Annotated in this window: 24 protein-coding genes and 3 pseudogenes; 9 read left to right on the top strand and 18 right to left on the bottom strand. The window is 67.5% G+C overall.

Annotated features, from left to right (window positions below):
* Positions 1-191 precede the first annotated feature (191 nt).
* Positions 192-641: pseudogene (locus tag FB600_RS02995) on the bottom strand (NADPH-dependent FMN reductase); the annotation flags it as partial.
* Between the two features lie 10 nt (positions 642-651).
* Positions 652-1,332: a deoxyribose-phosphate aldolase gene (gene deoC / locus FB600_RS02990; protein WP_098183150.1), complete on the bottom strand. Its 681-nt coding sequence runs from the start codon at positions 1,330-1,332 to the stop codon at positions 652-654.
* A gap of 161 nt (positions 1,333-1,493) precedes the next feature.
* On the opposite strand from deoC, the gene deoR reads away from it, so the two are divergent.
* A complete protein-coding gene (deoR, locus tag FB600_RS02985) occupies positions 1,494-2,264 on the top strand; it encodes a DNA-binding transcriptional repressor DeoR (protein WP_017918829.1) in 771 nt (256 codons plus the stop codon).
* Between the two features lie 19 nt (positions 2,265-2,283).
* Here the strand turns inward: deoR and FB600_RS02980 are convergent, their stop codons facing one another.
* From FB600_RS02980 to FB600_RS02960, 5 genes and pseudogenes are all read right to left on the bottom strand, one after another.
* The gene (locus tag FB600_RS02980; protein WP_145756218.1) at positions 2,284-3,366 is read right to left on the bottom strand and encodes an aldose 1-epimerase family protein; all 1,083 of its coding nucleotides are present in this window, start codon (positions 3,364-3,366) and stop codon (positions 2,284-2,286) included.
* 2 nt (positions 3,367-3,368) lie between these two features.
* Positions 3,369-4,742 (bottom strand): L-fucose:H+ symporter permease, encoded by a 1,374-nt coding sequence (gene fucP, locus FB600_RS02975; RefSeq protein WP_145756217.1) that lies wholly within the window; start codon positions 4,740-4,742, stop codon positions 3,369-3,371.
* A 59-nt stretch (positions 4,743-4,801) separates the two neighbouring features.
* Positions 4,802-5,728 carry a ribokinase gene (gene rbsK, locus FB600_RS02970; protein ID WP_145756216.1) on the bottom strand — a complete coding sequence of 309 codons (927 nt, stop codon included), beginning with the start codon at positions 5,726-5,728 and terminating at the stop codon, positions 4,802-4,804.
* Positions 5,729-5,953: 225 nt separating this feature from the next.
* Positions 5,954-6,246: pseudogene (locus tag FB600_RS02965) on the bottom strand (TonB-dependent receptor domain-containing protein); the annotation flags it as partial.
* 119 nt (positions 6,247-6,365) lie between these two features.
* Positions 6,366-8,321 (bottom strand): glucokinase, encoded by a 1,956-nt coding sequence (locus FB600_RS02960; RefSeq protein ID WP_145756215.1) that lies wholly within the window; start codon positions 8,319-8,321, stop codon positions 6,366-6,368.
* Between the two features lie 156 nt (positions 8,322-8,477).
* On the opposite strand from FB600_RS02960, the gene FB600_RS02955 reads away from it, so the two are divergent.
* From FB600_RS02955 to FB600_RS02945, 4 genes and pseudogenes are all read left to right on the top strand, one after another.
* Positions 8,478-8,657, top strand: a complete 180-nt coding sequence (locus tag FB600_RS02955; RefSeq protein ID WP_127840941.1) for a hypothetical protein — start codon at positions 8,478-8,480, stop codon at positions 8,655-8,657.
* A 604-nt stretch (positions 8,658-9,261) separates the two neighbouring features.
* Complete coding sequence (locus tag FB600_RS02950; RefSeq protein WP_047839694.1) at positions 9,262-10,380, top strand: porin; 1,119 nt, start codon at positions 9,262-9,264, stop codon at positions 10,378-10,380.
* A gap of 83 nt (positions 10,381-10,463) precedes the next feature.
* A pseudogene (locus FB600_RS37615) lies at positions 10,464-10,683 on the top strand (IS5/IS1182 family transposase); the annotation flags it as partial.
* Positions 10,658-10,906 (top strand): hypothetical protein, encoded by a 249-nt coding sequence (locus tag FB600_RS02945; RefSeq protein WP_175427795.1) that lies wholly within the window; start codon positions 10,658-10,660, stop codon positions 10,904-10,906. The pseudogene FB600_RS37615 and the gene FB600_RS02945, both read left to right, overlap by 26 nt.
* Positions 10,907-10,924: 18 nt before the next feature.
* On the opposite strand, the gene FB600_RS02940 is transcribed toward FB600_RS02945, so the two are convergent.
* The 3 genes from FB600_RS02940 to FB600_RS02930 are packed head-to-tail and all read right to left on the bottom strand — an operon-like array spanning position 10,925 to position 13,602.
* Complete coding sequence (locus FB600_RS02940; protein ID WP_096751445.1) at positions 10,925-11,452, bottom strand: cytochrome b; 528 nt, start codon at positions 11,450-11,452, stop codon at positions 10,925-10,927.
* Between the two features lie 45 nt (positions 11,453-11,497).
* On the bottom strand, positions 11,498-12,946 hold the full coding sequence (locus tag FB600_RS02935; protein ID WP_145756214.1) for an ATP-binding protein: 1,449 nt from the start codon (positions 12,944-12,946) through the stop codon (positions 11,498-11,500).
* Entirely contained in the window at positions 12,943-13,602 is a 660-nt protein-coding gene (locus FB600_RS02930) for a response regulator (RefSeq protein WP_013690708.1), read from the bottom strand. Before FB600_RS02930 ends, FB600_RS02935 begins: the two co-directional genes overlap by 4 nt.
* Positions 13,603-13,810: 208 nt before the next feature.
* Here FB600_RS02930 and FB600_RS02925 point away from each other — a divergent pair, with 208 nt between their 5' ends.
* Positions 13,811-14,161 carry a hypothetical protein gene (locus FB600_RS02925; RefSeq protein ID WP_105820777.1) on the top strand — a complete coding sequence of 117 codons (351 nt, stop codon included), beginning with the start codon at positions 13,811-13,813 and terminating at the stop codon, positions 14,159-14,161.
* Positions 14,162-14,191: 30 nt separating this feature from the next.
* Here the strand turns inward: FB600_RS02925 and motB are convergent, their stop codons facing one another.
* The 4 genes from motB to FB600_RS02905 form a co-directional block, all read right to left on the bottom strand.
* Entirely contained in the window at positions 14,192-15,115 is a 924-nt protein-coding gene (motB, locus tag FB600_RS02920) for a flagellar motor protein MotB (protein ID WP_096751442.1), read from the bottom strand.
* A gap of 11 nt (positions 15,116-15,126) precedes the next feature.
* Positions 15,127-15,993: a flagellar motor stator protein MotA gene (gene motA / locus FB600_RS02915; RefSeq protein WP_013690705.1), complete on the bottom strand. Its 867-nt coding sequence runs from the start codon at positions 15,991-15,993 to the stop codon at positions 15,127-15,129.
* Between the two features lie 110 nt (positions 15,994-16,103).
* Entirely contained in the window at positions 16,104-16,538 is a 435-nt protein-coding gene (locus FB600_RS02910; RefSeq protein ID WP_098183144.1) for a hypothetical protein, read from the bottom strand.
* Positions 16,538-17,848 carry an EAL domain-containing protein gene (locus tag FB600_RS02905; RefSeq protein WP_181164121.1) on the bottom strand — a complete coding sequence of 437 codons (1,311 nt, stop codon included), beginning with the start codon at positions 17,846-17,848 and terminating at the stop codon, positions 16,538-16,540. The genes FB600_RS02910 and FB600_RS02905 overlap by 1 nt, the downstream gene beginning before the upstream one ends.
* Before the next feature lie 407 nt (positions 17,849-18,255).
* On the opposite strand from FB600_RS02905, the gene FB600_RS02900 reads away from it, so the two are divergent.
* Positions 18,256-20,043 (top strand): PAS domain-containing methyl-accepting chemotaxis protein, encoded by a 1,788-nt coding sequence (locus FB600_RS02900; RefSeq protein WP_261383321.1) that lies wholly within the window; start codon positions 18,256-18,258, stop codon positions 20,041-20,043.
* 35 nt (positions 20,044-20,078) lie between these two features.
* On the opposite strand, the gene FB600_RS02895 is transcribed toward FB600_RS02900, so the two are convergent.
* On the bottom strand, positions 20,079-21,455 hold the full coding sequence (locus FB600_RS02895; protein ID WP_096751437.1) for a phospholipase D-like domain-containing protein: 1,377 nt from the start codon (positions 21,453-21,455) through the stop codon (positions 20,079-20,081).
* A gap of 113 nt (positions 21,456-21,568) precedes the next feature.
* A complete protein-coding gene (locus tag FB600_RS02890; protein ID WP_098152821.1) occupies positions 21,569-23,377 on the bottom strand; it encodes a sensor domain-containing diguanylate cyclase in 1,809 nt (602 codons plus the stop codon).
* 282 nt (positions 23,378-23,659) lie between these two features.
* Between FB600_RS02890 and FB600_RS02885 the strand changes: the two genes are divergently transcribed.
* Positions 23,660-24,064, top strand: coding sequence for a cupin domain-containing protein (locus FB600_RS02885; protein ID WP_098152819.1), 405 nt, complete (start codon positions 23,660-23,662; stop codon positions 24,062-24,064).
* Between the two features lie 103 nt (positions 24,065-24,167).
* On the opposite strand, the gene FB600_RS02880 is transcribed toward FB600_RS02885, so the two are convergent.
* Entirely contained in the window at positions 24,168-25,079 is a 912-nt protein-coding gene (locus FB600_RS02880; protein ID WP_096751434.1) for an alpha/beta fold hydrolase, read from the bottom strand.
* A gap of 15 nt (positions 25,080-25,094) precedes the next feature.
* On the bottom strand, positions 25,095-26,021 hold the full coding sequence (locus FB600_RS02875) for an alpha/beta fold hydrolase (protein ID WP_145756213.1): 927 nt from the start codon (positions 26,019-26,021) through the stop codon (positions 25,095-25,097).
* An 87-nt stretch (positions 26,022-26,108) separates the two neighbouring features.
* Between FB600_RS02875 and FB600_RS02870 the strand changes: the two genes are divergently transcribed.
* Positions 26,109-26,495, top strand: a complete 387-nt coding sequence (locus tag FB600_RS02870; protein WP_096751432.1) for a MerR family transcriptional regulator — start codon at positions 26,109-26,111, stop codon at positions 26,493-26,495.
* Positions 26,496-26,556 lie beyond the last annotated feature (61 nt).

Genomic DNA, 26,556 nt, shown 5'->3' with positions numbered 1-26,556 from the left:
TGGCCGGGTTTGCCTGTCACGAGGCAGCAGGCGGCGTGCCGCCGCGCGCCGCGCGTGCGCCGCGGCCCGTCGTGACGGCCGGCGCGGCGCGGAAGTGGTGAACGAGCACTCGCTACAAAGGATTGGCGAAACGGATGGGCGGAGCGGATGGGCGGAGCGGATGGGCGGAGCGGGCCGATGAAGCGGATCGGCCTGCGCCGCGCTACTTGGCACGCGGCGTCGGGCGGCGCATGACCCTGGCGCAGCCGCGCCACGTTGACCGCCACCGCCTCGGCGACGTTCGCGGTTTCCTGCCGCAGCGCCTCGTCGCGATCGAGCGCCGCGTGGCTGGTGGCATAGGGCTCGTAATAGCCGATGTAGCGATCCAGGCGCGATTTCGCGCCCGATTCGACCAGGCCGGTCCAGGCCAGCCAGTCGCTCAGCGCGCGCCGCGAGGGCTCGATGCCGGCCACGTCGCCGTGCACGATCACGCCATAGGCGTGCCCGGCCAGGTGCTTCGGATAATCCCAGCCGGCCAGCTCGAGCCGCTTGGCCGCTTCGACCTGCTTGCCGGGCGTCGAGCTCGGATCGGGATTGCCGCCGTCGGCGCAGACCAGCCGGTCGATCATCAGCTTCAGCGGGCTCCAGGTGGCGCCTGTCACATTCCGCTTCTCAGTACCCGCTCCCCTGGTTCTCCCCGCCGCTGACGATCGCCACCCCCGAGCTGGTGCCCAGGCGCGTGGCGCCGGCCTCGATCATGGCCAGCGCGGCGGCGCGATCGCGCACGCCGCCCGAGGCCTTCACCCCCATCTCCGGGCCCACCACGCGGCGCATCAGCCGGACGTCGTCGAGCGTCGCGCCGCCGTGGCCGAAGCCGGTCGAGGTCTTCACGAAGGCCACGCCGAGCTCGCGGCAGATCTCGCAGACGGCCACCTTCTGCGCCTCGTCGAGCAGGCCCGTCTCCAGGATCACCTTCAGCGGCACCGCGGCGCAGGCCTGCTGCACGGCCGCGATATCGGCCTTCACGTCGTCGAGGCGGCCGCTCTTGAGCGCGCCGAGATTGACCACCATGTCGATCTCGCCGGCACCGGCCGCGATCGCGGACGAGGCCTCGAAGGCCTTGGCCGCGGACAGGCCCGCGCCGAGCGGGAAACCGACCACCGAGCAGACCAGCACCGGGCTGCCGGCCAGCTCGCGCGCGGCCAGCGGCACGTTCGCCGAATTCACGCAGACCGAGTAGAAGCGATGCTCGGCCGCCTGGCGGCAGAGTTCGCGGATCTGCGCGTCGCTGGCGTCGGGCGCGAGCAGCGTGTGATCGATGGTTTGGGCGAGTTGGGCGTTGGAAAGCGACATGTCTTGGAACTCCACGGAGCGTGTGCCGAATGGATGGAAGAAACGATAGAAAAAACGGCACACGGAAAGTTGATGTTTTCACATCGGTTTGTTACAAATACGACATTCCGACCGGGCCCCCGCGCCCGGCACCACACGCGACGGGCAGGCAGGATACAGGCATGGAAACCAGGAAGGGCGAACGGATCAGGACGCTGATGAACGTGCTGCAAGGGCAGAACGCGATTCATCTGCGGGAAGTGGCCGAGCTGTTCGACGTGTCCGAGATGACGATCCGCCGCGACCTGGCCGACAATCCGCACGGCCTGAGCCTGATCGGCGGCTACGTGACGCGCCATTTCGATGCGCAGCGCAGCGATATCGGCGAATACCTGATCAGCGCCGAGAACCATCGGCAGACCGAGCAGAAGCGCCGCATCGGCAAGCTTGCCGCGCAGTTCGTCAAGACCGGCGACACCATCTTCGTCGACTGCGGCTCCACCACGCCGTTCCTGATCGACTTCATTCCCGACGAGCTCGAATTCACGGCCGTCTGCAATTCGCTGAACGTGTTCGCCAAGCTGCAGCAGAAGCCGCATTGCAGCGTGATTCTGTGCGGCGGGGTCTATCACCGCAAGAACATGGTATTCGAATCGGTGGCCGAGACCGGCATCCTCGACACGGTGCGCGTCTCGAAGGCCTTCATCTCGGCGGCCGGCGTGAGCGAGCGCTGCGGCGTGACCTGCTTCAACTTCCATGAAGTGGACGCCAAGAAGAAGGTGATGCAGCGCGCGCAGAACCGCTTCCTGCTGGTCGACCACAGCAAGTTCGACGAAGTCCGCGCGGCTTATTTCGCCGAACTGACCGACTTCCACTACGTGATCTCCGATGCGCAGCCGAACCCGCGCTACGAGAGCAGCCTGCGCGAACACGGCATCGCCCTGGTGACCTGAGCGCGGGCGGCGCGGTGCCTCAGGCATCGCGCGCGGGCTCTATCGCGTACTTCCCCTCCATCACTTCCGCCGGGCTCAGGTAGCCCGTCAGCACCTCGAATTCGCGCCTCGCGCCGGGCGCGAGCACGGCCACGTGGCCCTTGCGCTGCTCGGCCAGGTACCCTTCGGGCTCGCAGGTCGAGGGCAGCACGAAGGCGGCCACCTGCTGGTCGGCGTTGTGCAGGATCCAGCGCGTCGCATGCGGGAACTGCTCGGGGCGATAGGCGGTATGGAACGCGCCGCCGTCCGGATGATGCAGCCGGAAATGCGCCAGGCCGTCCCGGCCGGCACGCGCCCGGTTCATGAAGAACACGATCTCGGGATCGTACAGCCCGGGCGTGTCGAGCGTGGCGAGCCGCTCGGGTTCGCGCGCCAGCGCCGCCGTGTAGTCGCGCCAGGCCGGCGTCGGCCTGACATGGGCCGGCACGCTCTCGCGCAGGCGCAGGCCGCCGGCCCCGAGCGCCTGCTCGAAGCGAGCGCCCGGCACATAGGCGTAGTTCAGGTGCGCCATGTACATCAGGTCCATCGGCGTGCCGCCCAGGTTCGTCACCTGCATGCCGATGCGCATCAGCGCCTCGTGCTCGGCGAGCCGCACCGAGGGCCGCGCCAGGTAGTGGCTGCCGAAACCCTGCACGTATTCGTATTCGCCCGTCACCGCCAGCCAGCCGCCGTGCCGGTCGGCACCCACCACCAGGCTGGCGCGATCCATCGGCGCGCAGGGCATCTCGCCATGCAGCGCGTGCGTGTCCTCCGGCCCCGGGCAGCCGTTGCGCAGCAGGCCGCTATGGAACATGAAGCAGCCGTAGGTGTCGATGATCGAGGCCGCGCGCTTCGGCTGCCGGAACATCTGCTTCATGGTGAGATCGCGGCCGTCGAAGGCGGCGGCCCAGATCATCTGCCCCAGGTAGGGCAGCACCACCAACTGCCCGCGGCGATTCTCCAGCCGCAGCGCCTCCACGCCCGATGGATAGGCGAAGGCGGTGACGCTCATGCCCTCGGCGCGGTACAGCGTGCGCGGCGTCTCGCGGAAGTCGTCGCGACGCAGTTCGATCTCGCCTCGCATGCTCAGACTCCCGAGGTGTGGCGCGTGTCGACGTAGCGCGAGCCGGCATCGGCCTCGCCCGGCGCGTCGGGCGTCGCGGCAGGCTGGTGGCGCAGGCAGTAGTAGCCGTAGTAGACGATCACCACGAAGCAGGCCAGCGGCACCACGAAGGCGAGCTGCATGTTGCCGCCGGTGTGGTCGGAGATCAGCCCCTGGATCAGCGGCACCACCGCGCCGCCGACGATGCTCATCACCAGGATCGAGCCGCCGTACTCGGTGTCCTTGCCCAGCCCGTCGATGGTGAGGCCGTAGATGGTCGGCCAGCAGGGGCCGAGGAACACGCTCACGCCCACCGCCGCGTAGACGGCCGTGATGTTGTGCACGCTGATGGTGTAGGCGAGCAGGGCGATGCACAGCACGCCGTAGACGATCAGCACCTTGGCCGGGCCGACGCGCTTCATCACCAGGGTGGCGACCAGCTTGCCGACGAAGAAGGCGAAGAAGGTGGCCAGCAGGTAGCGCGAGGCGCCGCGTTCGCTCAGGCCGCCGATCTGCATCGCCAGCCGGATCGTGAAGCTCCACACGCCCACCTGCGCGCCCACGTAGAGGAACTGCGCGACGATGCCGGCCACGAAGCGGCGGTTGCCGAACAGGCGCGCGAGCGTGCCGCGCGCGTCGATGCGATGCGTGGCCGCGGTGCCGGCGCGGCCCTTGCAGGACGGATAGGGCGTCAGCGCGAACACCACGAACACGGCGGCCAGCACCACGATCAGGAACTTGTAGGGCGCCAGCGTGGCCTGGATCATCGCCAACTGGTGCACATGCGCCTCGGCGGCCGACATCGCCGCGAGCTGCGCATGCGAGGCGTCGCCCTGCTTGAAGATCAGGAAGCTGCCCATGTAGACGCCGGCCATCGCGCCGAACGGGTAGAAGGTCTGCGAGATGTTCAGGCGGCGCGTGCTGGTCTCGCGCGGGCCCATCAGCGTCGAATAGGAATTCGAGGCCGTCTCGAGGAAGGACAGGCCGGCGGCGATCACGAACAGCGCCACCAGGAACATGCCGTATTTGGCCGTCGAGGCGGCCGGGAAGAACAGCAGGCAGCCGGTGGTGTAGAGCAGCAGGCCGACCAGGATGGTGGTCTTGTAGCTGAATTTCTTCACCACCGTGGCGGCCGGGATCGCCAGGAAGAAGTAGCCGAGATAGAAGGCCGACTGCACGAAGGCCGATTCGAAATCGGACAGGAAGAAGGACTTCTTGAACTGCGCGATCAGCACGTCGTTGAGGTTGGCGGCGGTGCCCCACAGCGCGAACAGGCAGCACAGCAGCGTGAACGCGAACAGGGGCGTGCGATTCAGGTAATAGCCGTCGGGCGATTGTTCGATCCTGGCTCGGCTCATGGGTGTCTCCTTCCCGGGGTTGTCTCTCTGTCGTGTCTTGTCGATGGGCGGCGCCGCGCTCAGCGGCCGGCGTCGCGCAGGAAGCGTTCGAAGCCGGCCGCGTCGGCGTAGGAATTCTGGGTGCCGAAGCCGGTGACCGAATGCGCGGCATAGGCCGAGGCGTGGCGCATGGCGCTGGCCGCATCGCGCGAGCTCGCGTAGTAGCGCGCGAAGCAGCCGATGTAGGCGTCGCCCGCGCCGGTGGTGTCGCGTGCCTGCACCGGCACGCCGGCGATGTGCTGCACGCCCTCGCGCGAGACCAGCAGCGAACCCTGGGCGCCCAGCGTGACCAGCACCTGCTTGAGGCCGCGCGCGACCAGCGCCTGCGCGGCCCGCGCCGCGGCCTCGGGCGAATCGACCGGCATGCCGGAGACGATCGCCAGCTCGGTTTCGTTGGGCACGAAGAATTCGACCGTGCGGATCCGCCCGAAATCGAGCGCGGCGGTGGCCGGCGCCGGGTTCAGCAGCACCGGGATGCCGTGCCGCGCGCCGAATTCGATCGCGTGGTAGATGGTCTCGAGTTCGATCTCGAGCTGCAGCACGATCAGCGCGCATTCGCGCAGCTTGGGCGCGGCCGCCTCGATGTCGGCCGGCAGCAGGTGCCGGTTGGCGCCCTTGACGATCAGGATGCTGTTGCTGGAATCGGGTTCGACGAAGATCGGCGCCACGCCGCTGGGCACGCCGGGCACGCGGCCCACGTGGGTGGTGTCGATGCCTTCGCGCTCGAAGTTGCGCAGGGTGTTGTCGGCGAACACGTCGTCGCCGACCTTGCTGACCATCACCACGCGCGCGCCCAGGCGCGCCGCTGCCACCGCCTGGTTGGCGCCCTTGCCGCCGCAGCCGAGCTCGAAGTTCGGCGCCTCCAGCGTCTCGCCGCGCACGGGCATGCGCTCGACGTAGGTCACGAGGTCGACCATGTTGCTGCCGATCACGGCGATTGTCTCCATCTGGGTCTCTTCCTTGTCATGAGGGCGGAGCGGGCTCGGTCGGAAGCGGCCCGTCGCGGGTGATAATGAAATCACGTTAGATGTGAAAATGCAATCTATAAATGTTATTTTTATCACACGACAAGGTGTGACGAGGCCGTGGCGGATGTCGGGCGGCCCGTTGCATCGAAAGGGACCGCGGCGAGCGCCGTCGCTCGGCAGCCGCCGGCCTTACAGGTGGAAGGTGGATTGCGTGTAGACCAGGCTCGCGACCGGTTGCGGACCGCGCAGGCCGACATCGTGGTGCTGGTAGCTCAATTCGACGCCGCGCGAATCCACCTCGCCGATGTTCTGGACGCTGGTGACGTTCGGGATCACGGTGATGCCGGTTTGGCTGGCGATCGCGTTCTTCACGCGTCCTCGAACGACGAGAGCCGGAACAGGCCGTTACTGCGTGCCCATTCGGCCGTCAATTCCTTCGACAGGTCATTTTCGGGTTGCAGGTTCGGGTTGTGGTTGACGGGCGAGGAGCCGGTGATCACTTGCAGGGAGTCGGGTGAATCTGGTCGATGAGTATTTCAGCGGCTTGTTAAGGCCGATCTGGCCACCTTGCTGAACGCGATATGACGCGGGTCGTGGCGACAAGGGCCCAGGCAAATTACCTCCTCGCGCCAATACCAGGGTAGAGCCGAGCCTGTCTTCCTCCCGAGGCCGTGGAGGAAGCCGCCGCTCGACGGCCGGGCGGTTGCGGCACGGCCTGGGTGGTGGCGTCCGCGCTGGCTTGCGCATCAGTGATCGCCGCCGGGTTTGTCCCATTGGGCGCGACACGCCGACTCGCCACACCGACGGACAGCATATCGATCATCATCAGATGCAGGATCCGCGAAATACCGGCAGACGGTGGCCCGGGTATTCCGACGTGATCCTCTTCCAGCGCCACCGTCGCACATTCGGCGAGGGGCGTATCGCGACGCGTAACCGCAATCACCCGCGCGCCGGCCTGCAGCGCGGACGCCAGCACACGCAGCAATTCCGGCTCGTCTCCCGACCGCGACACGGCGACGATTACGTCGCGGCTACCGAGCAGCGCGGCCGACGACGCCTGCAGGTATGGATCGCCGTACGCGACCGTCGGCATTCCAAACCGGAAAAACTTGTGGTGCGCATCTTGCGCGACCACGTTCGAATCACCGAATCCATAGAACTCGATCCGGCGCGCGCCGTTCAGCAGATCGATCGCCCGGCCGATGCGTTCGACGTTCAAATGCTCGCGTAGTGGAAGAATGGCCGAGATCGTATTGTCCAGCACCGTCACGCCGAATTCCGTGACGGTGTCGCTTGGCAACACCCGGCGCTGACGGGTCGGAATCGTTTCGGTCAAGCCGCCCGCCAGCTTCAGCTTAAAGTCCGACATGCTCGGCCAGCCGAGCGAGCGACAGAAGCGGATGACGGTCGACGGCCCCACGTCGGCTCGGCGAGCAATGTCGGCGATCGGCTCGTTGACGATCGAGCGCGGATGATGCAACGCCAGATCTGCCACCCGCCGCTCTGCCGGCGGTAGTGCATCGCGCATCAGACGGATGCGCTCGAACACCGCTGTCGCGTCGCCGCCTGCGCGCTTCGACAAGCGTTGTGCGAGCATCGCCGAAACGCCGAGGAACGCCGGATGCCGGGCGACGATCACGTAGGTCGGCATGTCGCGGGACGGGCTTCCGGCGTGACGCTCCAGCTCGAAGCGCTCACGGAACGGCGAACGCGCAAAATATCGACCCAGACTCGTTATCAGGTCGCCGTTGATGTGAATGCCGCCGAGCGTGCCGAGCGTGATCGCGATGTTGGCAGCGAAGCTGCCCAGTATGCCGCAGAACACGTCCACCGATTCCACTGCGGTCGACTCGCCGGCCAATGCGCGCTCGACAAGCTCGAACGCATTGGCATCGGCGCATTTCCTGTCGCGGGACGCCAGTGCCCGGTGGATGACTTCGATGCCCGCAGCCGTACACACTCGTTCGTACGACACGTGTGGCCAATGGCGGCGAGCATGATGCAGCACTCGGTCTTCGCGCTCGTCGACCGGCGCGAAGGCCGAGTGTCCCCCCTCACTGTCCAGTGCAATCCAGCGGTCCGCAACGGGAATCAGGCCCCGGACGCGCAGATGCGTTCCGACGCTCAGCAACCCCGTGACGCCGTTGCGCCGCCGTGCGCCGCCGCCGAGTTGCACGCGTTGCGAATCCGTCAGCCCGGGCAACGCGACAGCCAGCGCGGTGGCGTCGTTGACGACCAGCAGGGTGTCGAGGCCCAGGGCGCGCCGCGTGGCTTCAATCGAGAAGTGCCAGCCCATGTCAACCTGATCGCCATCGACCGATTGCGTGACCGCGATCGCCGCGTAATTGATCCGGCCAGGCCGCATGTCATTCACATACGCCCCGATGACGTCGACGATCCCCGAGTAGCGAGCGCGGGAATACGTCTGCATCCGGCCCATCTTCCCCGGGCCCGTCTCCAACATGAAACGCGCCTCGGTCTCGTCGATATCGGCCAGCAATCTGGGGCCGTCCGCGTAGGGGGCGACATCGGGGTCTTGGACGGCGTGACTCTTCGCATCGGTGGGCATTGCGTCTCACTCCGTTGGCCGTCGTTAGCGCGTGTCGAGTTGCTATCGTCCTGGCTGCAGCGTCCGCCGCCAAGCGGACCATGCGGAAATCGACGTGTCGTCGGAAAGCAGCGCCCGGCAGGGAATTTCGCACTACGATGCGAATCGAGCGAGTTCATGAAAGAATTTAATTCTGTCGGATCGCTCGATTGCTGTTTTGAAAATATCAGGGCAACGCAAGACGGGAAATGGCGGAAACTGATTTTCTATTTATCAGGAATAGCATTTAAATTTTTTTATGAAAAAGCTTCATTATCAATAAATCTATGGCGGGGTATACCAGGGGATTTTTTTTGATATCGCAATTCTGAATTCCGTGTCGAATTGATTTCTGAAGGCAATGGGTTGGGGATTTTACGGGAAATTGAAAGAAATTGGGGCAATCCGACCCGCTTCCCGCTCATAATTTTGGGGTGGACGGGCGAATATCGGAGCCGATGCTGCCTGCATTGGACCGGTTTTGCGGAGACCAACTGGCGGAGCAAGCTCGATATCGGTCAAATTTTTTGTCAATCATGGCAATCCTGGGCGTAAAGCAATAATGGTAATTCATTGCCGTGTTGCGGAGTCAATATTCGCGGTGATTCGTATGAATAATCAATATGGTGATTTCGCCACAGCGCTTAAATCGGTGCCGATTGTTTTATCTGGCGCTCAGGTATCCTTCCTGTCGCAGTAGGCTAAGTACGAAGAGAAGTTGATTTGAAAGTAGTTTCACTACGGAAAGAGCGGGCGATGGGCTGCGTGCCCGAGCAAGCGCGGTGGCGCCTGGGCTATCCGGTTACGGCCACACTCGCCGCTGGGTCTCGCTGTCCCTGACATCGGATCTCAGTCCACACACTCTCTCGGTGTCAACTTCAATAAGCAATCCTTATTTTTTTTGAAAGGTATGGTGGAGACAATGAAAAATACCGTAATCGCGGCAGCGCTGCTGTCGTCGGTCTGCATCGGTGCGCATGCGCAAAGCAGCGTCACGCTTTTCGGCCGTCTGGATGCGGGGGTGGAATACATGAGCGGGATCCCCAATGCCGCGGGCTCAGGTTCGAAGTCGCGTGTCAAACTGGAAAGCGGCGACTGGGGAACCAGTCTCTGGGGCATGAAAGGCACGGAGGATTTGGGTGGCGGTCTGTCGGCCGTGTTCCACCTGGAGGGCTCCTTCAACACGGCGACGGGAGCCGGACCGGGAGCCGGGGAAATCTTCAATCGTTACGCGCTGGTCGGCCTCTCGGACAATCGGGTCGGTACGCTGACGATGGGCCGCGAGCTGACCCTGGACGGAGAGGACCTGTGGGCTTACGACCCGTTCTTCCAGTCCTCTTGGTCGTCGGCTTCGCTCGTGCGCGGCCGCAACTGGCAGGCATCGAGCAACAACATCAATTTCGACTCGCCGACCTTCGGCGGTTTCTCGCTTCGCGCCCAATACTCGCTGGGCAACCAAACCAACTTCAACGAAGGTGCCACGGGAAATGGAGGTCAACTGAACAACGAAGGCCGGTCGGATGCCGTCGAACTCAAGTATGACAACGATTTCCTCCAACTGCGTGCCGTCTATGACGAGGTTCGCAACGTGAACGGCGGCCTCGGCGACACGACGAACGGCGTCTGGGGGTCATCGCGCGAATACATGGCTGGCGGCAACCTGATTCTGGGAGCATTCACGTTGAACGCGATGTACGACGGGCTGCGCAGTTCAGGCATCAGCGGCGCCCCGACTGGCATTCCGACGACCGCGACGCAGGAATACGGCGGTGTAACGTGGCATGCCACACCGGCCGCGCAACTGATCGCCGCCGTGTACCACGTCAATGCGAACAACGGCACGGGTAATGCGACGATGTACACCGTCGGCGGTGCCTACAACCTCTCGAAGCGTACCTTGCTGGATATCCAGATTGCGACCGTGCACAACAGCAGCAATGCCGATTTCAGCCTCGAGGCCAATCTGCCGGGCAACGCCGACAATCCGCTGCCGGGCCACAGCCAGACGGGCGTATATGCCGGCATTCAGCACTCTTTCTAAGAAGCCTTGAAACATCACGCTCGGGGCTGTTTGCCTTCGAGCGTTCCTGTCAACCTTTTCGCCGTTTCGACGGCGAAAAGGACATGGCCGGACCCATATTCGACGACAAGCTCCGGGTACTCATCGAACCGTTGCCGCCGCCGCCCCAAACCCCGGCGCTTACGCTATCCCGTGCGCCGGCCGCTGGACAATCGCGCGGTGCTCACCGGCATGCTGTTCATCTGCCAGAGCGGTTTGTGCCGGGACCGGCTGCCAAGCCCCGTCGGATTTTCGGGGGATGGCCAACTGGCGCGGCGCGGCCTGGTCCTTGGCATCGGATTCGCGAAACCGGCCCATCCCGAGGGCGCGCGAGTGCGAGAAGCGCTGCGTGATCGTCTACGAGCGGGTGGCCGTGAGCTTCTACTCGGGCCGCATGCTGAAGCCCCTCGGCCTGCCGGGCGCGGTGCGGATCTCGCCGCTGCATCGCCATACGCCCGAGGATATCGAGCACTTCCTGCCCGTTACCGAGGAACCCGCGGCGTGTTGAGGCGCCGCCGCGCCGTGCTCACCAAGGCAGCATTCGCTGCAGCACGCGATCGCGCAGCACGAAGCGATGCAGCAGTGCCGCGGCGACATGCAAGCCGATCAGACCGATCAGGACCCAGGCCAGCACGCCATGCACGTCGCCCATGGCGTGGCCGAACGCGGAGCCGCTGGGCGACAGCGAGGGCAAGGGGAACAGGCCGGCCAGCAATACCGGCCAGTCCCGCGAGGAGGCATTGATCCAGCCCAGCACGGGCACCGCGACCAGCAGCAGGTACAGGCCGCCGTGGGTCAGCGCGGAGAGCAGGCGCGCGGCGGGCGACAGCTCGGCCGGCGGCGGCCGGTGGGTGGCGCGCCAGATCACGCGTAGCGCCATGGCGGCGAGCAGCGCGGTACCGACCGCCAGGTGGGCGGCGATCAGGCCGACCGGTCGCGTGTCGTGATGCACATCCGGCATGCACCAGCCGAGCAGGTATTGGACCAGCACCAGCAGGACGATCAACCAGTGCAGCAGGCGTGCGACGCCATCGTATCGATCCGGTTTCGACATGGAACACCCCGAGGAGCGAATTTGAGTTGGATGAGCGAATCGAGTCTAATGCGGAATGCTTAACGAAACGTTAAGGCCCTTGTCGCGCTGTAGCGCATCGTCCGGGCTTGCCGCGTCCAGCTCGACCAGGACCGACAGGCCGCGCCCGTCGAGGCCGGGCTCGAACCACAGGCGAGCGCCGAGGTAATGCGCGATGCGTGCCACGATCGACAGACCCAGGCCGCTGCCCGGCGATTGCGCGCCGAGACCGCGATAGAAGCGGTCGGTGAGCCGCGGGTATTCGTCCGCTTGCACGCCGGGGCCGTCGTCGCTGACCGACAGGCGCCGCCGCGCGTCCTGGCGCTGCATCGACACTCGAATCCGTCCGCCGCGCGTGCCGTACTTGATCGCGTTGTCGAGCAGGTTGTCGAGCAGGATGCCGAACAGGACCGGATCGGCGTGCGCGCTCAGGCCGGCTTCGCAGTCGACCTCGATGCGCGTGTCCCGGTCGGCGGCAGATTCCGCATGCCGTGTCACCGCGGCCTCGATCAGCGGCGCCACGGCGACGGCCTGGCTGGGAATCCGCTCGTATTCGTCGAGTCGAGCCAGCAGCAGAAGTTGCTCGGCCAGCCGCGCGCCGCGGTCGACGCCCTGGATCACGCGCTGCAAGGCCTGCTGCCTGAGCGCGGCGTTCTCGAAGGCGAATGCCAGCTGCGCCTGGATCTTGATGGCGGCGAGCGGGGTCTTCAACTCGTGGGCGGCGTCCGCCGTGAACGTGCGCTCGCGCGCGATCGAGGTGCGCAGGCGATCCAGCAGCCGATCTATCGCATCGACCAGAACCTCCACCTCGCGCGGTACCGCGGTCGCGCCGATCGGGTCCAGCGAACGCGCGTCGCGCGCGGCGATCGCCGTGGACAGCGCGGTCAGCGGCGTGAGCCCCCTGCCGATCGCATACCAGAGCAGCAGGGCGAGCACTGGCAGCGCGGCGCCCAGCGGCCAGACGATGCCGCGCGCCACGCGCGCGGCGAGGTCGCTGCGTGTATTGGCGGTTTCCATCACGCGAATGCTGCGGCCGGAGCCGGCCTCGCGCGATGCGAAGCTGCGCCATTCGATGCCGCGCATGCGCATCGGAGCCGGCGGTTGTCCGTAACCCGGCGCCAGGGTGGCGGCCGCCGCCTCGGGCGGCAGGTTCGAGGCGAGCACGCGGTCACCGGCATCACGCACCTCGAAAAATATCTGGCGCGGCAGCTTGTCTCCATCCCGCTCCGTGCCGGGAGGCTCGCCGGCACGCGGCAACTCCACCCTCGCATCGAACGGCGCGCGTGCGAATCGGGCCAGGTCGGGCGCGTCGAGTCGCAGCAGGAAATCCGCGTATTCAGCCAGTCGCGCGTCCTGCCATTCCTCGATCTCGCGGTCGACCAGGTGCAAGCAGCCGAATACGGCAAGCAGCCAGACCGTGCCGACGCAGCCAAGGGCGAGCAGGGTGGCACCGCGCCGGATCGAGCGACTGCTCATGCGGGCTCGACCACGTAGCCGATGCCGCGCACGGTGCGGATGAAGTCCGCGCCGAGCTTCTTTCGCAGGTTCGACACGTGGACCTCGATCGCGTTGCTCTCGACGCCGTCCTGCCAGCCGTACAGGGCGTCCTCCAGGCGCGCCCGGGATTGCGGCACGCCGCGCTGGCCGACGAGCTGGATCAGGATCGCCCACTCCCGGGCGGTCAGCGCGATGCGAGACGCATTGCGGGTAATGACGCGGCTTGTCAGATCGATGGCGATGTCGCCCCGCACGAAGGCGTCGCGGGTGCGGCCCTGGGAACGCCGCACCAGGGCGCGGCAGCGGGCCAGCACCTCGCTCAGATCGAAGGGTTTCGCCAGATAGTCGTCCGCGCCCTCGTCGAGACCGCGCACGCGGTCCGCCACGGTGCCGCGGGCGGTGATCACCAGCACCGGGATCGTGTCGCCGCGCGCACGCAGCATGCGCAGCAGGGCCGAGCCCGATTTGCCGGGCAGGCCGAGATCGAGAACCACCAGTGCGTAGCCGGCGGTGGCGAGCGCGGCCTGGGCCGCGATCCCGTCGCGCAACCAGTCGACCTCGTAACCGGCCTGACGCAGGCTGATTTCCAGGCCGCTGCCGATCAGGTCGTCGTCTTCAACGAGAAGCAGTCGCATTTTCATTCGCTGGCGGGTGAGGGGGGCGACGGGAATGATGACCCACTTTGCCCAGCCTCGCCGTGTCATGGATTGTAATCGAGCGCCGCGCGAGTCTCGGCCTGGCTGAAGCTTGCTTAAGGTGGCCGGCCGCCGACCCCGTTACCATCGCTCGACGGATCGACAGGCGCGTGCCTCGACATCGTCCGATTCAGCGGAGCCCCCCATCATGACTTCATCCCGACTCGAGCAATGGCGCGCGTATCTGCAACTCGCCGGCTTGGCCGGCGTGCTGGTGCAGGCGAGCGTGCTGGTGTCGCTGGGCATGCTGCGGATCCCGGCGGCCCGGCTCCATTGCCCGGGTCTTCGCCCGTATATGCTGATGGCGCTCGCGGCGGCGGCGCTCGCGATACGCTGGTCGGCGGCCCGGGCGTTCCACGCCGCGCTGGACGGCCGCCATGCCCGGCTCGGGATGCCCACGCCGGGCAGCGTAGCGGTGTCGCGCGACTGTCCCTGGCACGCGCTGGTGGTCCTGCACATCCGTCTGAACCGCTGCGGTTTCGATCAGGTGTCGCTATGAGGTGGCACCGGCCCGGGCCCGTCGCGGCGTTCAGGGCCCGGCGGGCGTGCCGGGTGTCGTGGCCGGCGGCCCGGCCGCCGCATCGGCGAAAAAGGCGCGCTCGGCCTGTTTGTTGAGAACCAGGATGCTGATGCGCCGGTTCACCTCGGCGTCGGCCGCCCCCTGATCGAGCGGCAGCACGTCGGCGAGCCCGCGGATCTGCAGCAGCTTGTCCTCGCGCAGATGGCCCGCCACCAGCGCGCGCCGCGCCGCGTTCGCGCGGTCGGAAGAGAGTTCCCAGTTCGAATAGCCGGCGATGCCGCCCGAATAGGGAACCGCATCGGTATGCCCCGCGATCGACACACGGTTGTCGACCTGGTTCAGGAGCGTGCCGATCCGAAACAGGATGTCGCTGGCATAGTCCTCCAGCCTCGCGCTGCCGGTGGCGAACATGGGGCGGCTGCGCGAGTCGACGATCTCGATACGCAGGCCCTCGCGCGTGGTCGACAGGCGAATCTGGTCCTTGAACGCACGCAACTGCGGGTTCTCCTCGACCAGCGTGCTCAATTGCTGCCTCAGGCGCGACAGCCGCGCCGCGTCCTCGGCATCGACAGCCGGCGCGGCGGGTGCCGACGCGGCATGGCCGTTGCCGTCGCGCCGGTCCGACAGATCCTGTCCCCCTGCCTGGAGCACGCTGGAGCGTGCGGTGCCGTTGCTGTCGGCATGCGTGCCCAGCAGCGTGGACAGGGGCGTATTGAAGTAGTCCTCGATACCCTTGCGATCGTATTTCGAGGTCGAGCCGAGCAGCCACATGAGCAGGAAGAACGCCATCATCGCGGTGACGAAATCCGCGTAGGCGATCTTCCATGCGCCGCCGTGATGCCCCTCGTGCGCGTTCTTCCTGACGCGCCGCACCACCGTCGTGCCGCCCGCCGCCTTGCGTACCGCCTGTTCCGCGGCCCGGTCGTTGTTCATGCCGTGCCCCTTCAGGCCTTGCTCGTCTTGGTGGCGCGTACCGCCTCGTCGAGCTCCTGGAAGCTCGGGCGATCGGCGGTGAACAGCACCTTGCGGCCGAACTCGACCGCCACCGCCGGCGCATAGCCGCTCAGCGATGCCAGCAGCACCGCCTTCACGCAGTGGAACGGCTTGGCCGAATTGCGGCCCTTGGCGTTGAGCAGGTCCGCGAGCGGGCCGACGAAACCATAGGCGAGCAGGATGCCGAGGAAGGTACCCACCAGGGCGCCGGCGATCATCTTTCCGAGTTCCGCCGGCGGCGCGCCCACCGAACCCATGGTATGCACCACCCCCATCACGGCCGCGACGATGCCGAATGCCGGCAGGCCGTCGGCCATCTTCTGGATGGCCGACGGCGCGACCGAGACCTCGGCGTGATGCGTTTCGAGCTCCTCGTCCATCAGGTCCTGCATTTCGAGCGGATTGAGATTGCCGGTGGACATCATGCGCAGGTAGTCGATGATGAAATCGAGCAGGTGGTGGTCGCCCAGCACATGCGGGTACTTCTGGAACAGCGGGCTGTTCGCCGGATTCTCGATATCGGATTCGAGCGACAGCATGCCGTCGCGGCGCGCCTTCTGGAGCAGCTCGTAGAGCAGGGCGATCAGTTCGAGATACTGGGTTTTCGTATAGCTGGTCGATTTGAAGCACGACGGCAGCGATTTCAGGGTCTTGCCGAGCGTGTCGCGTGGATTGCTGACCACGAACGCCCCCGCTGCAGCCCCGAAAATGCACAGCAGCTCGAAGGGCTGCAGCAGGGCGGGCAGATGGCCGCCCACCCCGACGAAGCTGCCGATCACCGAGGCGAGCACCACGATCCATCCGATTGCGACAAACATATGCACTCCATAAGAAACAGGATCCTATCTTTCCAGTCGACGGCGTGGCGGCCGGGGAGGCCTGCCGGCAGTCGTCGCATCCCCGCATGACATTGATGTCGGCAGGCGCGTCACGATGCTGAAGGTGCCGGCCGTGCCGCGCGTCGCTGGTGTTTTCCCTGCCTCACGCCGGCCGATCGGGCGGGGGCGGACAGCGCCACGGTGGTGTCGTCGGGCTCGACGGCGCCGACGGTCAGCTCGGCAAGCTCGCCGGGATGACCCGCGTCGAGCGCGGCCAGCCCCGCCGGCGTGCCGAGATAGAGATCTAGCGAGCCGGTCGCGCGCAACTGCAGGCATTCGTGGCGCAGCAGGGCGGCGAATGCCTGCATGAATCCCGCCGGACGTCGCCTTGCGAAAGCGAGGCGCAAGATCGCGCCGCCGCGCATCGATTGCAGGGCCTCGGGCCAGGAGCCGAGCCCGGCTCGAGAGCAGGCCAGCGTCAGGTACGCGTTGGCATTGATGCCGGCGGCGGCCGCGCGGTCGTCACGGGCAGCGTCGCGCTTCATCAGGCGGCCTCGGCGAGATGCCGGTCGTTCGGCACCCGATGGGCATGGTCGCTCAACCAGGCGAGCAAGGCGGGTTCGTCCATCGGGGGGGCCCACAGCCAGCCCTGGGCCGCGTCGCAGCCCTCGAGTTGCAGGCTTTCGGCGATCGCGCGCTGTTCGACGCCCTCGGCCACGCAGCGCATCCCCAACTCGCGGGCCAGGGCCACGGTGGCGTGCAGAATGCGTCGCGCATCGGGATCGCGGAGCGCCTCGCCGACGAAGCGGCGGTCGAGCTTCAGTTCGTTGAAGGGGACATCCAGCAGCGATGTCAGGCAAGCGTAGCCCGTGCCGAAATCGTCGATCGACAGTTGCACACCGTCGATCCGGATGCGAGTCAAGGCCTCCCTGGCGACGATCGAATCGGACAGGGCGCTGCGCTCCGTGATCTCGAGCACCAGCGATCCTGGCGGAACGCCGTATTGCAGGAGCCGTTTCCGTACCGTATCGAGGAATCCCGGTTCGACCAGGCTGGGATCGAGGTTGACCGCCACGCTGATCGAGGGGAAATCGCGCCGCCAGCGCGAGCAGGACGCAAGCGAGGCTGACAGGATGACGTCGGTGAGTTCGGCGAGCCGCCCCCAGCCGGCGGCCAGGGGCACGAAGCGTTCGGGACCGACCGGGTCCTCTCGCGGCGAGTACCAGCGGGCAAGCGCCTCGACCCCGACGACCCTGCCGTCCGCGAGGCCGACCTTGGGTTGGAAGGCCGGCCGGATGCGGCCGGTGGCCAGGGCACTCGCGAAATCCTCCTCGGCCGGCTCGGCCCTCGCATCCGGTGCCTGGAGCGCGTCGTTGCCGGTGCTCGCGGCCAGCAGCGCGGCGAGTTCGGCGGCACGCACCGGCTGGCCCAGCGCGCCGGCCACCGAGACGCCGCAGGCACGAGCCAGCCGCATCGCGGCCCGGCGCGTGCGCTCGTCGCATGTCCCGGTCACGATCAAGGGCAAGGCCGGACGATCGGCCAGGCAGCGTGCCATCCCGAGCCAACTGTCGCCGGCGGGCCGCAGGGCCAGCAGTACCGCGACGACGGCCGTGTCCCGCAGGCACGCGCTGGCCTGGACGGGACCGGCGACCGCGACGCAGCGGTGGCCGAGGCGTCCGAGCATGTTGCCGAGCAGGGCGCGCTGGGCCGGATCGTCATCCACCACCAGCACCGCGCCGGGAGGATGGTGCAGCAGCTTGGCGCCAGTGACGGCGCGGTCCCGCCTCGTGCAGCGATGACGCCTGCCTGGCCGCGGGGCGAGGCTCGATGCCGGGCGCTTGCGGATGATTTTCATGTGCCTGTCCGATCGCATGATGACATGGCAACCAAAAGTAATGTGGTGCGAAGGCTCTTGTCTCGTGAATATCAATTCATTTTGATTTTCGTCAATTGCTTTAGGTGAATTGTGTCTGATTGTGAAATTGGATGGTCCGAATAAATGAAAATTATTTTCATTTCGAGCGGCGATGAATAAATTCAAGTCATTGTTTTTATTGCATTTTTATATGTATGATTATTGCCTTGATGGATTGATATGGATATTGAGTTGGTATTTTCATGGATATATCGACTTCACGGTCGGGATGGTGGTTTTGAATGGGGAAAATGTAAAGCATCGTGGCATTTCGCTTCAGCAACGGCGAATCGAACCGTTATCGAGTTCATTCGGCCGTAGTCGTGCCGGATTGAAACAATCACACGATGGAGGTGATCGATGCAACGGGATATCGCAATGGGCGGCATGCGGGGCTTGGAGGGCCGCGCGAACGGCCGGTTCCGCGACGGACTTCGCGAACAAGGAGGCCGCCGCACGCAGCGGTTCTCCGGCGACGCCATCGCGCGCGGCGGGTATTCGGGCGAGGCCTGCCCGCCGCCCGCGTGTGCGATGGTCCGCACGGGAGCCCGATGATGCGTACGAACCTGCCCGTGACGGAGCTGGAATACCCGTTCCCGGAGGATGCGATGCTGGTGTCCGCCACCGACCTGTCGAGCATCATCCGCTACTGCAACCCCGCCTTCATCGACGTGTCGGGATTCGATCGCGAGGAATTGATCGGTCAGCCCCACAACATCATTCGACATCCGGACATGCCGGCCGAAGCGTTCGCCGATCTGTGGGCAACCCTGCGCGGCGGCCGCGCCTGGACGGCGCTGGTGAAGAACCGGCGCAAGGACGGCAGTTACTACTGGGTGCGGGCCAACGTCACGCCGATCGTCGAGAACGGCGCTGCGGTGGGGTATCTCAGCGTGCGAACCCGGCCGACCCGCGCCGAGATCGCCGAGGCGGAGGTCTTGTATGCGGGCATGCGGGCCGGCGGCACCGCTTCGTGGCGATTGGTCGGAGGGCGTGTGCTGAGGCGGGGCCCGCGCGGGCTGTTCGCCAGGCTGGGCCGGGTTCGCGCGGCGACACGCACCCTGCTGGCCGGCGGCGCCGGTGCACTCGCGGTGCTGGCGTGGCTACATGGCGCATCGGCGTCCTCGCAGCCGCTCTGGAGCGTCGCTCTCGCCGCGACGGTCACGGCCTTCGTGCTCTGGTTGCTCTGGGGCATCAGCCATCGCCTGGAAGCGGGCATCCACGAAATCGACGCGATGGCGACGCGGCTGGCAGCCGGTGATCTGACGGTGTCGATTCCACCGCGTTCGGACGTCGCGTTTTCCGGCGTGCAGGGCAGCCTCAGACAACTGAAGCTGAATCTGACGGCGATCGTCTCGGACGTGCGCAAGCAAACCGTGCAGTTGCAGTTCGCGACTCGGGAGATCGCCGCGGCGAACCTGGATCTGTCGAATCGGACCGAGATGCAGGCGGCCGCGCTTCAGGAGACGGCCGCCGCGCTCGAGCAGATGACCGCAACCGTCAAGAGCAATTCGCAGGCCGCGCGGCACGCCAACGAGATCGTCGAGCAGGCGCGCGCCACGACCCGGACCGGCTGCGATGCGGTGCAGGCCACCGAGCGGACCATGGAGGCGATTTCGCAATCCTCCAAGCAGATCGTGGCGATTGTCGCGACGATCGACACCATTGCCTTCCAGACCAACATCCTGGCCTTGAACGCGGCCGTGGAGGCCGCGCGCGCCGGCGAATCGGGCCGGGGCTTCGCGGTGGTGGCCGGCGAGGTCCGGGCCCTGGCACAGCGTTGCGCCGGCGCTTCCCGCGAAATTCGCTCGATCGTGGAATCGAACGTCGGTGTCGCGCTTGAGGGCGCGTCGAGCGTGTCGCACGCTGCCGCGCGCATGGCCGAGATCGATCAGGTGATGACGCGCGTGGGCTCGATCATGGCCGAAGTCGTCGGCGCGAGCCAGGAGCAGTCGCAGGGTATCGACAGCATCAACGATTCGGTGCTGCACCTGGACGACACCACGCAGCGCAATGCCGCCCTGGTCGAACAGAGCGCCGCGACCGCGCACAGCCTGTCGCGGCAGGCCGAGATACTCGACGACGCGGTGCGCCTGTTCACCCTGCAGGCCGTCGATTCGCGCGGCGCGGCTTGAAGCGTTCGCGGCCGGGCGCGATGCGCGATCCGCGCTCAGAGGTAAGCGCGGATCAGCCCCGTCACCCAGCCCCAGGCGCCGCCGCAGCCCGCTGCCCGGCAGCGCGCGTCGGGATCCTCCAGCAGTCGGCCGTCGGCGCCGGCCACCGGGCTCGAGTGGCTCAGGTAGAACGCCACGCTGTCGCGCAGCGGATCGGCGCCGTCCTCGGGGATATCCATCCACAGGCCGTTTTCCGTGTTGGCGTGCGCCGACAGCGGATCGAAGTTGTAGCTGCCGAGGTAGTAGCGATGGCCGTCGATGCGCACCAGCTTGGCGTGCATCATGCGGTTCTCGCGGTCGTGATACTCGCGCACCTCGATCCCGGCGTTCACCAGGCCCGGCAACTGGTCGGCATAAGCGCGGCCGACCGCCGGGAACTCCTGCGCGGTGCTGGCCAGCGAGGCGCTCACCAGGCTCACGCGCACGCCTTCGCGTTGCTTGCGTTCGAGTACCTCGCGCAGCGCCGGCACCAGGATCAGGTAGGGGTTGATGACGAGGATGTCGTGTTGCGCGCGGTCGAATTCGTGCAGCATGTCCTGCAGCGTGCCGGGCGAGCGCTTGTCGGGCTGGTCGTGCACGTAGCGCAGGCGCTCGCAGGCGATCGGGGTCCAGTTCGGGTCGAAGGCGGCACCGGCGGCACCGTTCGCGTCGGTTGCGCCCGCATCGATATCGAGCGGCGCCAGCAGGCGCTCGCGCCAGTAGCGGATGCGCGTCGGATCGAGCGTGGCGTAACCCTGCGAGGTGCGATAGGGCGAGTCGATGCCGAGGAATTTTTCCGGCTCGGGGCTGACCGCCGCCTCGCTGCCCCAGAACAGGTCGAAATGCTGGTGCATGGCATGCAGGGTCGAGGCATCCTGGCCGGCGTCGCCGGCCACCATCAGGTCGCGCTCGCTGAGCCAGTTGCGGAAGCTCGAATCCCAGATCGAGGTGCTGCCGATCACGGCGGTGTCGCCGACCAGGAACAGCTTGTCGTGCATGCGATGCGAGAGCTCGGCCAGTTGCGCGCGCGGGTGGAAGATGCGCAGCGCCAGCCCGGGCGCCACCTGGTGCAGGACGACGATCAGCTCGTCCTCGATCGGGTAGTGCGGCTCGGGGCCGATGCCGTCGATCAGCAGCTTGACCGGCACGCCGCGGCGCGCGGCCTGCACCAGGTGGCGCAGCACCAGGCTGCCGGTCTGGTCGAGCTCGAAGATGTAGGCGAGGATGCGGATCTGCTCGGCGGGCGCGGCGCGGTCGATCAGCGCGATGCGCGAGGGCAGCAGTTGGCTGTCGTCGAGCGGCGCGATCAGGTCGACGCATTGGGCATGGGCTTGCAGCGACCCGGCCAGCAGGCCGGCGGCGATGAGCGTCAGGCTTCTTCTTGTTGTCGTCATGATGCGGCGAGCGGGGGCGATTTGTTTTGCGGATCGGGATGGACGATGCGTCTCGTCAAGCGACTACCGCCGGATTGTAGCCGCCCGGTCCGGCGTGCATCAGGTCCCAGGTTTCAATCCGTATACAACTCGATCCGATTCCGCCCGCGCGCCTTGGCGACATACAGCGCCTTGTCGCAGCGCGTGAGCACCTGGTCGACACCGAGATCGGCGGCGCTCATGCGGTCGATGCCGATGCTCACGGTCAGCGCCACCAGCCGCTCGCCGACCGCCAGCGGCGCCTTGGTCATGCGCTGCTGCAGGCGCAGGCCGTAGTCGATCGCGGCGTCGATGCTCAGGCCCGGCAGCACCACCGCGAATTCCTCGCCGCCGATGCGCCCGATGATATCGGTGCTGCGTGCCTCCTGCCGCAGCAACTGGGCGAAGTGGCGCAGCGCGCGATCGCCGAGCGCATGGCCCCAGCGATCGTTGAGCGACTTGAAGTGGTCGAGATCGAGCATCAGCACCGCCGCCTCGCCGTTGCCGGTGTGGCGCAGCCGCATGAACACGGCCTCGCTGCGGGCCAGGAAATCGCGCCGGTTGGCCAGCTCGGTCAGGTGGTCGATGGTGGCGAGCTCGTGCAGCTCCGCCTCGATGCGCTTGCGCTCGGTGGTGTCGGTGATGAAGCCGTGCCACAGCGTGCCGCCGTCCGCCAGGCGCTGCGGCCGTGCCTCGCCGTGCCGCCAGCGCAGGCCCTGGCGCGGCAGCTGCACGCGGAATTCGAGCCGCCACGGCGTCAGCCGCGCGGCCGACTCGCGCAACGAGTGCCGGTAGGCGGCGAGGTCGCGCGGATCGATGCAGGCCTCGACCGGTGCCGCGCTGGCCGCCACCTGCGAGGGCTCGAGTTCGTAGATCTGCTGGATGCCGCGGCTCACGTAGCTGAAGAAACGATCGCCCGCCGCCGTCTCGCGATACTGGAACACCAGGCCGTCCACCTCGTCGGTCAGGTTGGTGATCAGGTCGATGGTCTGCTGCAGGCGCGCGGCGGCCTCGCGCAGCGCGGTGATGTCGGTGGTCGCGCCCACCATGCGCAGCGCCCGGCCGTCGCCATCGCGGGCGATCACCTTGCCGCGGCTGCAGATCCACTTGTAGCTGCCGTCCTTGCAGAGGATCCGGTGCTCGACCTCGTAGCGATCGGTCCTGCCCTCGAAGTGCGCGTGCATCTCCGCCTGGACATACGCGCGGTCGTCGGGGTGCAGGCGGTCCACCGCGTCCTCGATGCGGCTGCTCAGCTCGTGCGGCGCATAACCGAGGATCGCCTTCCATTCCGGCGAGTAGCGGATCTCGCCGCTGGCCACGTCGCGATCCCAGATGCCGGTGCCGCTGCCGTTCAGCGCCAGCGCGATCAATTCCTGGTCGATCGTGTCGGTGGTTTCGGCGGGTGGGTTCGCGGCCGCGAGCGCCGGGGCCGGGGCAGGCGAGGCCAGCGCGCGCGCCAGCGCCGGGCCGGCCAGCGCGGCGAGATCGAGCAGGAAGGCGTGTTCCGAGCCGTCGAGAGGGCGGCGCGCGGGGGCGAGCAGGAACAGGGTGCCGAGCCGGGTGCCGTGGCCGTCACGCAGCGCGCAGGCGGCGAACAGGCGCGGCCGGTGCGCATCGGCCGCGCCGACCAGCCGGCAGGCCGGCCCCGCCTCGGGCATCAGCACCATCGCTTCGGGTTCCGAATCCTGTTCCGGGCCGGACGCGAACGGATCGAGCGGCAGGGTCGCCGGCCAGGCGCCCTCGGCCGCCAGCGCCGCCGGGCCGTCGATGCCGGGGCCGACGACCAGCGCCGCGTCGACCCCGAAATGCGCGCAGGCGAGCCGCAGCAGGGCGCCGCATTCGGCCTGCGCCGGCAGGCCTTCCGCTGGCGCGGCCGGTGTCGCGCCGGTGTCGGTTATGAGCATACGAAACGAAAGGGAGTCCTCGGCGGCCGGGGTGGGCAGCGCCTCGCTCGCCCGTTGCGAGCCGGTTCTGGCGAGCAATGATAAATCGGTTTGGTGACGCCGAGGAATCGGCGGGCAGGCTCGGTTCGAGCCGTCTTGTATGTAAAACGTAAGCCGGGAGCCCGACCCGATCGATGTGTACGCAACGGCAATCCGGCGGCAGCGGAAATCGCGAGCGCGGCGCGGCCCGGCGCAATGCCATGTGCGGCTGCCCGAGCGGGCCTACCCACACGCGGGCCCCACATGAAAACATCGATACGCATCGCCCTGGCAGCATCGCTTTTCCTGGCCTCGGCTGCCTCGTTCGCGCAGGCGCCCGGCATCAGCCGCACCGAGGTCCTGACGCAGGACGTCTCGGTGCCGGGGCGCCACGCGGTGGTCTCGCGCGTGACGGTCGCGCCGCGCGGCGTGCTCGGCTGGCATACCCACGACGGCGACGAGATCAGCTACGTCGAGTCGGGCGACCTGACGCTGCTGGTGGCCGGCAAGCCGCAACAGGTGGTGCATGCCGGCGGCGCCTTCGTGGTGCCGGCGGGCGTGGCGCACAGCGTGCGCAACGACGGCGAGGCGGCGGTCGCGCTGATCACGGTGCACGTGGTCGCCAAGGACAAGCCGCTCGCCACGCCGGCGGCCGCGCCGGCGCAGTAAGTCGCGCGCGGGCCGACGAGGGCGGCCCGCCGTAGCGATGCGCCGCCGTATCCCGGCTGCCGCGCGCCGGAGCCGTTCGGCCGGCACGACACCCACCTCGTGCTCAGGCGCTTTCGCCCAGCAAGGCCGCCAAGGCCGCGAGCACCGGCTGCGGCGCATCCTCGGGCAGCAGATGCCCGGCCGGCAGCCCATGGCCGCTCACCGTCGCGGCCCAGCGCGACCAAATCTCGACGGGCGAGGGCGCGCCGGTCTTGCGCTCCTTCTCCCCCCACAGCACCAGCACCGGGCAGTCGAGCCGTCGCCCGGCCGCCCGGTCGGCCGCGTCGTGCTCCAGGTCCTCCTCCACCGCCGCGCGATAGTCCTCGCAGATCGCGTGACGCACCTCGGGATCGCGGAACGCGGCGCGATAGGCCGCGAGCGCGCGCGGCTCGATCCGCTCCAGGCCGCCGGCCATCCTGGCCAGCGCGGCATCGATGAAGGCATCGGGGTCGGCCGCCAGCATCCGCTCCGGCAGCCCGGCCGGCTGCGCCAGGAAGAACCAGTGCCAGGCGTGCAACGCGAAGGTCCGGTCGACGCCGGCGAAGGCATCGAGCGTGGGCACCACGCTCAGCGAGGCATAGGCGCTCACGCGCCGCGGGTGGTCGAGCGCGAGCCGGTAGCCGGCGCGCGCGCCGCGATCGTGGCCGACCACCGCGAAGCGCGGATGGCCGAGCGCGTCCATCAGCGCGAGCAGCGCCCCGGCCACGCGCCGCTTGCTCCAGCGCGGCGACGGCTGGCGGATGCGGCTGGCGCCGTAGCCGGGCAGGTCCGGCACGATCACCGTGTGCGAGCGCGCCAGCGTCGGCGCGATCCGGCGCCAGGCCAGATGCGTCTGCGGATAACCGTGCAGCAGCAGGACCGGCGGCCCGCCGCCGCCGATCCGGCCGCGAAACGCCACCTCGCCGGCCTCGATCTCGAGCGGCGCGAAGCCGGGGAAAAAATCGTCGTCGCCGGGCGGCGGCGTGTCGATGCTCATGCTTGCCTCGTTGGTTCAGGGTTGTGCGGCGGGCAGCGATTCGACGAAATCGGCCAGATCGCGGTTGAAGCGCTCGGGTTCCTCGATGAAGGGCGCGTGGCCCGATTCCTCGTACAGCTTGCTCGCGATGCGCGGGTTCAGCGCGCGGGCGCGGGCCAGGGCGGCCGGCGTATCGACCAGCGCGTCGCGGCCGCCTTGGATGAACAGCAGCGGCACGCGTGCGCGGCTCAGGCCCGCGGCGGCCGACACGGTCATGCCCGGCACCGCGCGCTGCATGTCCCACGAGGCCATCGCGGCATTGGCGAGCAGCCGCTCGAACAGCGCGGCATCGGGCTGGCGGTGGAAGCACAGCGCCAGGAAGCGGCGCTCGCCGTCGAGATGCGTCCGCAGCTCGGGCGATGTCATGTCCCGGTAAACCTCGGGATGGCTCACCAACTGCTCCGGCTTCAGCTCGACCACGCCATCCACGTACACGGCGCCGCCGATATTGCCATCGCCATAGGCGGCCAGGTAGTTGGAGATCACCACGCCGCCCAGCGACCAGCCCACCAGCACCGGCCGTTTGGCATGCGCGCCGCGGATCACCGCGTCGAGGTCGTCGGCCCAGCGGCGCCCGTCATGATACGGCTCGGCGCCGGCGGGTTTGTCGGACAAGCCGTGGCCGCGCAGGTCATAGCTGATCAGCCGGAACCGGCGCAAGTCCGGGCTTTGCAGTTGGGCATCCCAGTCCAGGCGGCTGCCGAGCAGGCCATGGATCAGGATCACGGCGGGGCCGTCGGGATTGCCGCTTTCCTCGACGGCGATTTTCACGCCGTCCTTCGAGGTGACGGAGTCGTGGTCGGGGGCGGCCTGCGCGGCGGGCGCGACGGCGAACAGCGTGGCCGACGACAGCACGGCCAGCAGCAGGCGGGACAGGGAGGGAAACAACGAACGAGCGGACACGAGGGGATTCCTCTGAAGTGAAGGTCCACCCAGTCTCGACCCTCACACCAGTGTGAGGGTCAAGCGAAACATGCTAGCCTGCCGCCCATGAACGCCTCGACCTCCCCGGAATGGCTGACGATCGGCGCGCTGGCCGAGCGCACCGGCGCCAGCGTGCGCTCGATCCGCCACTACGACGGGCATGGCCTGCTGGCCTCGTCGCGCGCCGGCAACGGCTATCGCCGCTTCCCGGCGCAGGCGGTCGCGCAGGTCAGGCAGATCCAGCGCATGATCGCGACCGGCTTCACGCTCGACGAGATCCGCGGTTTCCCCGACTGCATGCTGCTGATCGAGGGCGCGCGCTCCTGCGACCAGATCAGCGAGGTGCAGCGCCAGCGCCTGGCGGCCATCGAGCGCCAGATCGCCGAGCTCGAGCGGCGCCGCGCGCGCCTGCTCAAGACCCTCTCGGAAGGCGCGGTGCCGCCGCTCGACTGAAGCGGGAACCGGCCTCGGCCGGCCCTGTCTTCCTGCCGGGCGTATCCGCCCGGATGCCGCC

It is taken from the genome of Burkholderia sp. SJZ089 (genome assembly GCF_007828315.1).
Taxonomy (GTDB): Bacteria; Pseudomonadota; Gammaproteobacteria; order Burkholderiales; family Burkholderiaceae; genus Burkholderia; species Burkholderia gladioli.
Note: the sequence above shows the minus strand (reverse complement) of the source record. Positions and strands in the feature narration are given on the sequence as shown.

Coding starts and splice junctions, on each gene's coding strand:
- deoC (WP_098183150.1), bottom strand. CDS start 1,332: ATGTCGCTTTCCAACGCCCAACTCGCCCAAACCATCGATCACACGCTG.
- deoR (WP_017918829.1), top strand. CDS start 1,494: ATGGAAACCAGGAAGGGCGAACGGATCAGGACGCTGATGAACGTGCTG.
- FB600_RS02980 (WP_145756218.1), bottom strand. CDS start 3,366: ATGCGAGGCGAGATCGAACTGCGTCGCGACGACTTCCGCGAGACGCCG.
- fucP (WP_145756217.1), bottom strand. CDS start 4,742: ATGAGCCGAGCCAGGATCGAACAATCGCCCGACGGCTATTACCTGAAT.
- rbsK (WP_145756216.1), bottom strand. CDS start 5,728: ATGGAGACAATCGCCGTGATCGGCAGCAACATGGTCGACCTCGTGACC.
- FB600_RS02960 (WP_145756215.1), bottom strand. CDS start 8,321: ATGCCCACCGATGCGAAGAGTCACGCCGTCCAAGACCCCGATGTCGCC.
- FB600_RS02955 (WP_127840941.1), top strand. CDS start 8,478: ATGAAAGAATTTAATTCTGTCGGATCGCTCGATTGCTGTTTTGAAAAT.
- FB600_RS02950 (WP_047839694.1), top strand. CDS start 9,262: ATGAAAAATACCGTAATCGCGGCAGCGCTGCTGTCGTCGGTCTGCATC.
- FB600_RS02945 (WP_175427795.1), top strand. CDS start 10,658: ATGGCCAACTGGCGCGGCGCGGCCTGGTCCTTGGCATCGGATTCGCGA.
- FB600_RS02940 (WP_096751445.1), bottom strand. CDS start 11,452: ATGTCGAAACCGGATCGATACGATGGCGTCGCACGCCTGCTGCACTGG.
- FB600_RS02935 (WP_145756214.1), bottom strand. CDS start 12,946: ATGAGCAGTCGCTCGATCCGGCGCGGTGCCACCCTGCTCGCCCTTGGC.
- FB600_RS02930 (WP_013690708.1), bottom strand. CDS start 13,602: ATGCGACTGCTTCTCGTTGAAGACGACGACCTGATCGGCAGCGGCCTG.
- FB600_RS02925 (WP_105820777.1), top strand. CDS start 13,811: ATGACTTCATCCCGACTCGAGCAATGGCGCGCGTATCTGCAACTCGCC.
- motB (WP_096751442.1), bottom strand. CDS start 15,115: ATGAACAACGACCGGGCCGCGGAACAGGCGGTACGCAAGGCGGCGGGC.
- motA (WP_013690705.1), bottom strand. CDS start 15,993: ATGTTTGTCGCAATCGGATGGATCGTGGTGCTCGCCTCGGTGATCGGC.
- FB600_RS02910 (WP_098183144.1), bottom strand. CDS start 16,538: ATGAAGCGCGACGCTGCCCGTGACGACCGCGCGGCCGCCGCCGGCATC.
- FB600_RS02905 (WP_181164121.1), bottom strand. CDS start 17,848: ATGAAAATCATCCGCAAGCGCCCGGCATCGAGCCTCGCCCCGCGGCCA.
- FB600_RS02900 (WP_261383321.1), top strand. CDS start 18,256: ATGGAGGTGATCGATGCAACGGGATATCGCAATGGGCGGCATGCGGGG.
- FB600_RS02895 (WP_096751437.1), bottom strand. CDS start 21,455: ATGACGACAACAAGAAGAAGCCTGACGCTCATCGCCGCCGGCCTGCTG.
- FB600_RS02890 (WP_098152821.1), bottom strand. CDS start 23,377: ATGCTCATAACCGACACCGGCGCGACACCGGCCGCGCCAGCGGAAGGC.
- FB600_RS02885 (WP_098152819.1), top strand. CDS start 23,660: ATGAAAACATCGATACGCATCGCCCTGGCAGCATCGCTTTTCCTGGCC.
- FB600_RS02880 (WP_096751434.1), bottom strand. CDS start 25,079: ATGAGCATCGACACGCCGCCGCCCGGCGACGACGATTTTTTCCCCGGC.
- FB600_RS02870 (WP_096751432.1), top strand. CDS start 26,109: ATGAACGCCTCGACCTCCCCGGAATGGCTGACGATCGGCGCGCTGGCC.